A 9,111-nucleotide genomic window follows, 5' to 3' on the forward strand; every position below is an offset into this window, starting at 1 on the left:
CACGTTCCATGAAAAAATGGCTCCAATCCAATTATATTCATTTTATGATCATTGCCATTTTTCTGGCTTTGTGCTTCGTTTATTTTAGTCCGGCATTGCAGGGCAAGGTACTTTACCAAAGTGATGTCATGGAGGCCAAAGCCATGTCCAAAGAAATCATGGATGTAAAAGCCCAAACCGGAACAGCTCCCCTATGGACAAATTCCATGTTCGGCGGAATGCCGGCTTTTCAGATCTGGGCAAGATATCCGGGCAACATGACCACCTATGTGATCGATTTTCTGAAAACTGTGTTTCCCGATCCTGTTGACACCATTCTGTGTTTTTTTCTTGGATCTTACTTCCTGCTGAATGTATTGAAAATGAAGCCCTGGCTTGCTGCGGCGGGGGCAGTCGCCTTTACGTTCAGCTCTTATAACTTCATTTACATTTTAGCCGGGCACAGCAACCATGCTATGGCTATGGCTATTTTTGCGCCTGTTCTTGGAGGGATTCTGCTGACTTTACGCGGCGGAAAATATCTGTTGCCCGGCAGTGTGCTCACCGCCTTCTTTTTAGCACTGGAGATCAGGACAAACCACATCCAGATGACCTATTACCTGTTCATCATTATCCTGATATTCATGCTGATAGAGCTTTATCATGCCTTTTCCGAGAAGCAGGGTAAAACATTTTTTAAGGCTGTTGCCTGCCTGGCCGGAGCAGCCCTGCTTGCGGTGGCCATCAATGCCGGCTCGCTTTGGTCAACCTGGGAATATGGTCAGGAGTCCATCCGCGGCAAATCAAACCTGACGCAAAAGGGACCGAATGCAAGTTCAGGCCTGGACAGGGATTATGCCTACGAATACAGTCAGGGCGTTGGCGAAATATCTACCTTTCTGGTTCCAAATTTGTATGGCGGTGCATCTAATGACAAATTCCCTGCTGGGGAATCGGAAGTTGCAAAAGCACTGCTTAAAAACGGGATACCGCAGGAGCAGGTTCAGCCTTTGCTGGAGCAAGTCGACCAGTTTACCCGGGGAGCGCTGCTGAGACCGTACTGGGGCGACAAGCCAAGCACCGCTGACTCATGGTACTTTGGCTCCATCGTGATCTTTTTGTTCATCCTGGGGCTGTTCATCGTGAACAACCGGTTTAAATGGTGGATCGCAAGTACTTCTTTTCTTTTTATTTTTCTTTCCTTCGGCAAGAATTTTCCATTGGTATCTGATCTGTTCTTTGACTATTTTCCAATGTACAATAAGTTCAGGTCGGTCGATTTCGCTTTGGCCGTACCAGCGTTTCTGTTTCCCTTACTCGCTTTTTTGGCTTTAAAAGAACTCATTGACCAAAAAGAAAAACGCAAAGAACTTCCGAAAAAACTCCTGCATTCATTTTACATCACTGCCGGGGTTTTACTGCTGATCCTGTTAGTTCCCGGTGTTTTATTTGATTTTAAGACCGCGTCACACCAGGAAATCTTTGCACAGCTTACTCAGGCCTTTGGCGGCAATTCAACAGTTGCAAACGCCATTGGTGAAGGACTGGTGGCCGACAGGATGGCGCTTGCACGTGCAGATGCTTTACGCTCGCTGATCTTTGTAGCCATTGGTTTCGGCACATTATGGTTCATGATGAAGTCGAAAATAAAAACCGGGATGGCGGTCATAATTTTGGGCGTGGCAATTCTTATCGACATGTGGGCTGTAGACCGCAGGTACTTAAATAATGGCAATTTTTATGATAAGTATCAGCTGGAGCAGAATTTTCAGCCGACGACCGCGGATCAGCAGATCATGGCAGACCCTGCCCTCGACTACCGTGTAATTGATCTTTCCAGGGGATCTCAGAGCAATCCGTTTTTTGATGCCTCAGCCTCCTATTTTCACAAGTCAGTTGGCGGCAGGCATTCGGCAAGGCTGCAGCGCTATGATGAAATGGTAAGCACACAGTTTGACGGCAAGATCAATGAATCTATTCTGGATATGCTCAACACAAAGTATGTGATTGCAACTGATAGCGCCTCTCCGGTCCCTAAAGCTGTGCGGCGTCCCACCGCTCTGGGCAATGCCTGGTTCGTGAGCAATCTTAAGTTCGTAAAAAACGCAGATGAGGAGATGGGCAGCATCAGCAATTTTGACCCGAAGACAATGGCAATCGTTGACCAAAGTTTCCGCCCGCAAATTGATCTGCGAAAGCCGCTGAATTTTGCGACTGCTGAGATCAGGCTAACACAATATCACCCGGATCACATGGTATACCAATACCATACTGCACAATCGGCCGTGGCCGTATTTTCAGAGATCTGGTATAATAAAGGCTGGAACGCCTATGTTGACGGCAGGAAAATCCCATATTTTCGGGCCAATTATATATTGAGGGCAGCTTTCCTGCCTTCAGGCGATCATAGGCTGGAGTTTAAATTTGAGCCCGCTTCTTATCTGGTTGGCGATAAGATTTCTATGGCAAGCTCCGTACTTCTGCTTCTGGCCGCGGCATATGCCTTGTACCGCATCAGGAAAGAGCAAGCGCAAACGGCTTAATTTGCACTGATAGTGGCCTTACCGCTGATTTCCATCGGAATGGTGATTCCGTCAGGTAATTTATCATTGCCTTTAATGGAAACACTTCCCTTAAGGGACATGCTGGAGATGGCCTCGTCTATCCAGCCTGTTTTTTTGTCGATCTTCATGTTTGCAGTCACATCGCCGGTAATTGCTGTTTTTGCAGACATTCCATTAACTTCAACATAGGTGTCCGTATTGGGACTGCTCATTTTTGAAATGCCGCTGATCAAATATTGGGTTGCAGTCACCTCATCCAGTTTATAATTGTTTTCCATCTGCATCTCTACATTTGCGGAAACGATGTTATTCTTCATGGTCCAGGTACTACCTTTGCCAACAGGTTTCTGCGGATAGAAGGACATCATGTTTTCCATATTGTTTCTGAAAGCTTTTTCGCCGAAAGATTGTTCTATCTGCCCCTGCAGTTTTTGTTTTTCCTCCGGTGCAAGGTGAGAGAATTTTTCAAATACCGAGGTAAACAATTGATTGACGTTGGTGATCTCTAATACCTTACCCTGTCTGTTCATCTTCATATGAAAGGGCTTATTCTTCATCAGGCCCAAAGATGTGGAAACCACATCTTTTTCATCGGCTTTTTCTGAATCAAAGGAAATGCTTTGTCCTCCCTGCATGTCTGTTTTCACGGATAGGGCGGTATAAGCGACATTGATATCGTATACTCCCGCTTTGTAGTCCGTCACCGTAAATGCGGTTGATCCGTTGATGGTCATGTTAATGTTAACGTCCATGTTATTGACCGCTTGTTTGATGGCCATTACCATCGACATTTTTTGATTGTACACTTTCCCTTTGGTAAGGTTCAGTTCGATTTTGTTTTGAGAATAACAGGTATTGCACAACAGGGCAATAAACAGAATGGTTAAGATGCGTTTCATGGCGTTAATTTTGGCTGTTTGATAAATGTTAAACTTAAACATTTCTTTTATATTAGTGCTGACCAAAATATCCCTGATCATGAAAACTAAATAATCCCGGTCGCATTTCCCCCTGCTTTTGTCGCTATTGCCTATTTACCTGAACACCAAAACCAACTAAGTTTGTTATAAATAAGGGAGCCTCTGAAGCTCTGAGTAAACATCCTAAAAACGTAGTCATGAGAAAAGTAATCGTTCAGGAATTTGTAACCATAGACAATTTCGCAGCACAGCAGGACAAAGGATTGAGTTTCATGCCCAAGGCAGCACCAAATGACCATGAAAATTCTGCGGAAAAGAACCAGCTGAATTTTATAGAAACACTGGACACCATGATCATGGGCCGCAACACTTATGAAATGTTCAGGCAGTACTGGCCTTCGGCAACTGAAGTCATCGCGCCCAAACTAAATGCGCTTAAAAAAATCGTTTTTTCCAGCACACTGGATGAAGCGCCCTGGGGAGATTTTGAACCCGCTACACTGAGCTTTGTTGATGCAAAAGAAGAGCTCGCCCGGCTGAAAGAACTGCCAGGCAAGGACATCGTAATCTGGGGCAGCCTGACCCTGGTACAATCCCTGTATGACAGCGGTGTGATCGATGAATACTCGCTGATCATCTGCCCTGTCATCCTTGAAAAAGGAATCCGGTTATTTACAGAAGGAAGTGCAATGAATGATCTGGAACTGATTGAAACCAAAACTTTCACCGCAGGTTTTATCGAGCTGCGATATGCGGTAAATCGTTCCTGAGCTCAATTTAAGGTAGCTCAACGAGTTTCAGGGCAGTTGTAAATTCACGGGCAAAACCTTCAGGAGTTGTATAGCCATTGAAAGAGGATTTATAGCGAACCATTCCTTTTTGATCAATTACGAAAAATTGTCCGGGACTTTTTGCGCCGTAGTCAGCGGACACCTCTAAATAGCGGTCATAATAAGGAACATCAGCAATGTGGTTATAGTTGTCAAGCAACACCGGGAACGATATGCCGATCTTTTTAAACAGGTTATTGACAGTCGACAACCTGAGCCCGGTACTTCTGGTCTGGTCCGCACCAAGTACTTTAGTCTGATCGATTCCCAGCAATACCATATCTTTCCGGGATTTAAAAAACTCCGCCTGCTTGCCCAGGAAGGTATAGATCTGGAAAAACTCCTCACCATCTACCCAGGGATAGAAAAAATAAAGCACAACGGTTTTACCTTTGTAGTCCTTTAAAGAAACTTCTTTCCCATTTGTATCTTTCAAGCTGAAATCTATGGCTCTGACCTTGCTCAATTCCTGACCCGGGAGTTTGTACCCGAGAACTTTCTGCTGCTCCAGCGCTTTGCGGAATACTTGATAATTTGTTTCTGATAACTTTCCCAGGGCGTAAGCTTTCTCCAAATAGACTTCGATCTGTTCTGAGGAACAATCAGCCACTATATAAGCCGAAGCCGATTTCAGTACTGTGTGGTATTGTCCGTCTTCCATCAGGTATTTCAGGTAGTTCTCCTTGGCTCTCATTTCGTGATCCTCAACCTTTTCACAGCTTGCCGCCACTGCTATGGCTTCTTTCAACAGGCCTTGCTTGTAACGGATTTCAGCCAGCCTGTTCAGGAAAATGGATTTTTGGTATCGCTGATCATTCCTCCAATCTTCTTCAGTTTCGCAGTAATCAGGCATAGGCAGGGAATCTACCAGCCCGGCTCCTCTCTGCGTATAGGCGGCGGCCCAATCCAAGTGCAGCCCATTGGTAAGCAGAGTGGCAGAAGCAAAACGGCAAAGGCCTTCCGCAATTTCCGGGGAACGGATCTTTTTCAAATACCGATCCCCATCGGCGTATCTACCAGCGCCGAACAAAGATCTGACAGCATAAATATAAAATCTATCCAGCTTTCCAAGGGCAACCAGCTGCGGGTATTGCGTTTCAAGCATGGTCAATCCTGAAAAATCATTGCTGCGTGCCTGATTTTTATCTTCGCTGAAAGCGAGCTCACCCTTTGGATAACGGCGCAGCATTTCTGCTCTTAACCTGCTTTTCGTCACTAGGTCCATCAATTTGTTGTCAACGATAATATTGTAAAACTGAAACAGAAATTGTTCATCCTGCCCGTTCAGCAGGGAATCAGTCCAGGTTTTTTGCATCTCTTTGCCGATATTTCCCAAACCATAAGCACCATTTTTATAATAGTCCAGCAAATATTTTTTCTTCAGTTTGGGATGACGCCTGAATTCTTCTTCAAACAGCTCAATCGCCTTCAGGCTATCTTTGAGCTCAGTGAGGCTTCTTTGATTGTAATAAAATTGCGCAACTCCGGCATATGCACCTGCAACCGGCTGATGTTCCTGAAAGACCATGTAGCAAAACGCATCTTTTACATCTTTATATTTTTCTGGCTTGACGCAAAATGCGCTTACATGATCGGGAAGGCTAAAACTTCCTTTCACACCAGCGGGAGTAATACTACCAGGCACAGTCGTGGATTTTATGCGCCCCTCATTTACAAAATATATCTTAAACTTCGGCATCAGGACCTTTGATGCCCTCCCGGTATAGGTAAAATGAATTTCCTCTCCAATTTTGGGCTCGGGGTCCTTCAGTTCCAAAGCAGGCTGCCGCGCTGCAGCTTGAAGAAACAAGCCGTTAAATAAACAATAGATCAGAAAGCGGAGCATCATATCTGGTTGGCTTAACTTACTCTAAAGTATTGATTTATAAACTATTTACCCAAAAACATGAAAATAAATTTGCATCGTACGATTTTAATCGTATGTTTGTTTTATGGAACCTAAAATAGAACCTTCGAAAGCAGAGTTAGACATATTGACCGTCATTTGGAAACATGGGCCAAATACAGTCAGGTTTGTGCACAACCAGTTGTCACTGATCAAAGAGGTAAACTACACAACTACTTTAAAACAAATGCAGCTCATGGCTGAAAAGGGCCTGCTGGCCAGAGATGAAAGCAGCATGACCCATATTTACAGCGCTGCCGAAGAACCGAGCAAGACCAAAAGCCATTTACTGGACAGGTTTGTGAACCACATCTACGATGGCTCAGCGGGCAACCTGGTGATGCAGCTGCTGGACAATAAAAATGCTTCTTCTGAAGACCTGAAAGTGATCAGGGATATTCTGAACAAGCTGGATCAACAAAAATAAACCATTATTAATCACCTCAATCATGGAACAGATCTTAAACACCATTTTACTTTACTCCCTGGCATTTGGCCTGATACTGGCTTTGCTGACAGGGCTTACCCTGGTACTTACCCGTTCATCGAGTCCTATTTTGCGCTACCGTATCCTGGTCACATTGCTGGGCTTATTTACAGCTGGAATTGTGGTCACCGGAGCTGTTACACTCCGCGACCTGAATACCGCAGCAGCAACAGGAGTACAAGTATCTGCTCAAAAAGAAACCAAGACCCTGAATGTAAACACAACAGACAATACTGCCTTAAGTGCAGTCACTAATGACCTGATTACATTGAGCAGGAATTTTATGAACAATAATGCGAGAACCATCGCACTGATCTGGATATTCATTGTACTGGCTAAAAGCATCAAGCTTAGCAGCAACCTGTTTGAACTTCATTATTTAAAAACCCGGCAGATATATCCGGCAGGCAGGCACTGGGAAGAACAGCTGTCAAAATTATCCAGACAAATAGGTCTGAACAAAACGGTCAGGATCATGCAGTCCGGCCTCACACAGGTACCGCTTGTTATCGGGCACTTTAAACCGGTAATACTGATCCCATTGGGCATGATCACAGCGATCAAACCAAAGGAAATAGAAATGATGATCTTGCATGAGCTTGCGCACATCAAAAGAATGGATTTCCTGGTCAATATGCTGCAGCATGTACTGGAACTGCTATTCTTCTTCAACCCTGCCGTATTATGGACTTCAGCACTGATCCGCAAGGAAAGGGAAAACTGCTGTGATGAAGTGGTCCTGCAAAACGCGGACGAGAAACACAGCTATATCCAGGCGCTCCTGTCCTTCAAGGAATACCAATTAAACGTCCCGGCCTACGCTATGGCATTTGCCAAAGAAAGCAACCTGGTAAAACGGGTAAAACGCATGGTCTACCAAAAAAATACCGCATTGAATTCTATCGAAAAAGGATGTATGCTTATTGCGGTAATGTTACTCTGCAGTTTCAGTGTCCTGCGTTCCACAGATCCGGCTCTTAAAATGGTTAAATATCAGGAACCAGTTGTGAAAAAAGGAAAATCTTCGGCCAAACCCGCATCTGCACCGCAGAAATCTGCTCCCGAAAAACAAAAGAAAGAGCATCCTGCTCCAAAAATCAGTCCTCCTGCAGCCACTATAAAATCTAAAGCTGCTGTTGAGGATAAGGGTGAACCGGAGATCTCTATGAATATCAATTCGAATACCAATACCTCCGGAAATGTTTCTGTAAACATTGATAATAAGCTGATCCAAAACCTGGCCACCAATCTGACCACAACGGTGCTGAGTGCCATAAATATGGCATTAGACAGCAGTCTGCATTATTCATCGGTAACCCTTAACGCAGACCCGCAAGCGAAGCTGAACCCTATAGCGGCCCCTACTCCAAAGGTAAAGCTTTCCCCCTCGCCAAAAGTCGAGGCAAAGACTTCTGATTTGACCCAGGACCTGATCAGAGCATTGGAAAAAGCCGGCATAGATACCAAAGGTGAGCAGTTCCGCTTCCACATCAGCAATAAAGAACTGACCGTAAACGGGAAGAAACAAACTGATGCTGTGAAAAATGCGGTATTGAAGAATTTTTTGAAGTCCCCGGAAGACAGCATTGACTTTTCTTATAACCGTGATGGCAAATCCGTTAGTACAGTGAGCAGCTACCACACCAAGTAAAAACAGATATGACGAACTCATTTTTGAGGGTGATATTCACCCTCTGGATAACTATTGCCCCGATTTTGGCGATGGCACAATCCAAGCCTGCCCAAAAAAAAGATACCACGGGAAATAAAACCGATACCCTTAAAAAACCGGTAGACCTCAAAGAAATAAAGATCAGCGGAAAAAAAAGTTTTATAGAGCATAAAATAGACCGGACCGTGGTCAATGTAGACGCCCTGATCTCCAATGCCGGCAGCAATGCGCTGGAGGTTTTGGAGAAAGCACCGGGGGTGATGGTTGATCAGGACGGAAAGATTAGTTTGAAAGGTCAGCAGGGTGTGGTCGTACTCATCGACAACCGCCCTACTTATCTTTCGGAAGCCGCCCTGGCAGCCTACCTGAAATCGCTTCCTTCGGGCAGCATCAGCCAGATTGAACTCATTCCCAATCCACCTGCACGCTATGATGCGGCAGGTGGTGCCGGCGTCATCAATATCCGTACCAAGAAATCAATGGTCAGCGGATGGAACGGCTCCATAAATCTTGGTGCAGGCTATTCCCCAAACTGGCGCCACAACGAGAGTGTCGACCTGAACTACCGCAAAAATAAGTTCAACATGTTTACCAATCTCGGTTACAATAAAACAGATACCTGGCGGGACCTGGACATCAACCGCTGGTTTTATGACCAGGACCAGCAGCTGACCTCCGCCTTCATGCAAAGTACCGTGTTCCGCAACAGGAACAAAACTCCAAACATCAAAGCAGGCATGGATTTCTATATCA

The 9,111-nt window shown here is 45.0% G+C and carries 7 protein-coding genes; 5 read left to right on the forward strand and 2 right to left on the reverse strand.

The features are described from left to right. Positions 1–8 precede the first annotated feature (8 nt). Positions 9–2,522, forward strand: a complete 2,514-nt coding sequence (locus tag VK541_RS21375; RefSeq protein ID WP_324372530.1) for a YfhO family protein — start codon at positions 9–11, stop codon at positions 2,520–2,522. Here the strand turns inward: VK541_RS21375 and VK541_RS21380 are convergent. Continuing rightward, the gene (locus VK541_RS21380; RefSeq protein WP_324372531.1) at positions 2,519–3,442 is read right to left on the reverse strand and encodes a DUF6263 family protein; all 924 of its coding nucleotides are present in this window, start codon (positions 3,440–3,442) and stop codon (positions 2,519–2,521) included. The two genes, VK541_RS21375 and VK541_RS21380, sit on opposite strands and share 4 nt — an antisense overlap. A 218-nt stretch (positions 3,443–3,660) precedes the next feature. On the opposite strand from VK541_RS21380, the gene VK541_RS21385 reads away from it, so the two are divergent. Beyond that, on the forward strand, positions 3,661–4,233 hold the full coding sequence (locus VK541_RS21385) for a dihydrofolate reductase family protein (RefSeq protein ID WP_324372532.1): 573 nt from the start codon (positions 3,661–3,663) through the stop codon (positions 4,231–4,233). Positions 4,234–4,240: 7 nt separating this feature from the next. On the opposite strand, the gene VK541_RS21390 is transcribed toward VK541_RS21385, so the two are convergent. Further along, a complete protein-coding gene (locus VK541_RS21390) occupies positions 4,241–6,142 on the reverse strand; it encodes a peroxiredoxin family protein (protein WP_324372533.1) in 1,902 nt (633 codons plus the stop codon). A 103-nt stretch (positions 6,143–6,245) separates the two neighbouring features. Here VK541_RS21390 and VK541_RS21395 point away from each other — a divergent pair, with 103 nt between their 5' ends. The 3 genes from VK541_RS21395 to VK541_RS21405 form a co-directional block, all read left to right on the forward strand. Further along, the gene (locus VK541_RS21395) at positions 6,246–6,626 is read left to right on the forward strand and encodes a BlaI/MecI/CopY family transcriptional regulator (RefSeq protein WP_324372534.1); all 381 of its coding nucleotides are present in this window, start codon (positions 6,246–6,248) and stop codon (positions 6,624–6,626) included. 22 nt (positions 6,627–6,648) lie between these two features. Continuing rightward, positions 6,649–8,337: a M56 family metallopeptidase gene (locus tag VK541_RS21400; protein WP_324372535.1), complete on the forward strand. Its 1,689-nt coding sequence runs from the start codon at positions 6,649–6,651 to the stop codon at positions 8,335–8,337. A gap of 8 nt (positions 8,338–8,345) precedes the next feature. Further along, positions 8,346–9,111 (forward strand): TonB-dependent receptor plug domain-containing protein (locus tag VK541_RS21405; RefSeq protein ID WP_324372537.1); only part of this gene is annotated, 766 nt, incomplete at its 3' end.

The sequence above is a fragment of the Pedobacter sp. genome (genome assembly GCF_035317785.1).
GTDB lineage: Bacteria > Bacteroidota > Bacteroidia > Sphingobacteriales > Sphingobacteriaceae > Pedobacter.

Bases quoted from the DNA above. Each gene is read 5' to 3' on its own strand.
- VK541_RS21375 (WP_324372530.1), top strand. From the start codon at position 9: ATGAAAAAATGGCTCCAATCCAATTATATTCATTTTATGATCATTGCC.
- VK541_RS21380 (WP_324372531.1), bottom strand. From the start codon at position 3,442: ATGAAACGCATCTTAACCATTCTGTTTATTGCCCTGTTGTGCAATACC.
- VK541_RS21385 (WP_324372532.1), top strand. From the start codon at position 3,661: ATGAGAAAAGTAATCGTTCAGGAATTTGTAACCATAGACAATTTCGCA.
- VK541_RS21390 (WP_324372533.1), bottom strand. From the start codon at position 6,142: ATGATGCTCCGCTTTCTGATCTATTGTTTATTTAACGGCTTGTTTCTT.
- VK541_RS21395 (WP_324372534.1), top strand. From the start codon at position 6,246: ATGGAACCTAAAATAGAACCTTCGAAAGCAGAGTTAGACATATTGACC.
- VK541_RS21400 (WP_324372535.1), top strand. From the start codon at position 6,649: ATGGAACAGATCTTAAACACCATTTTACTTTACTCCCTGGCATTTGGC.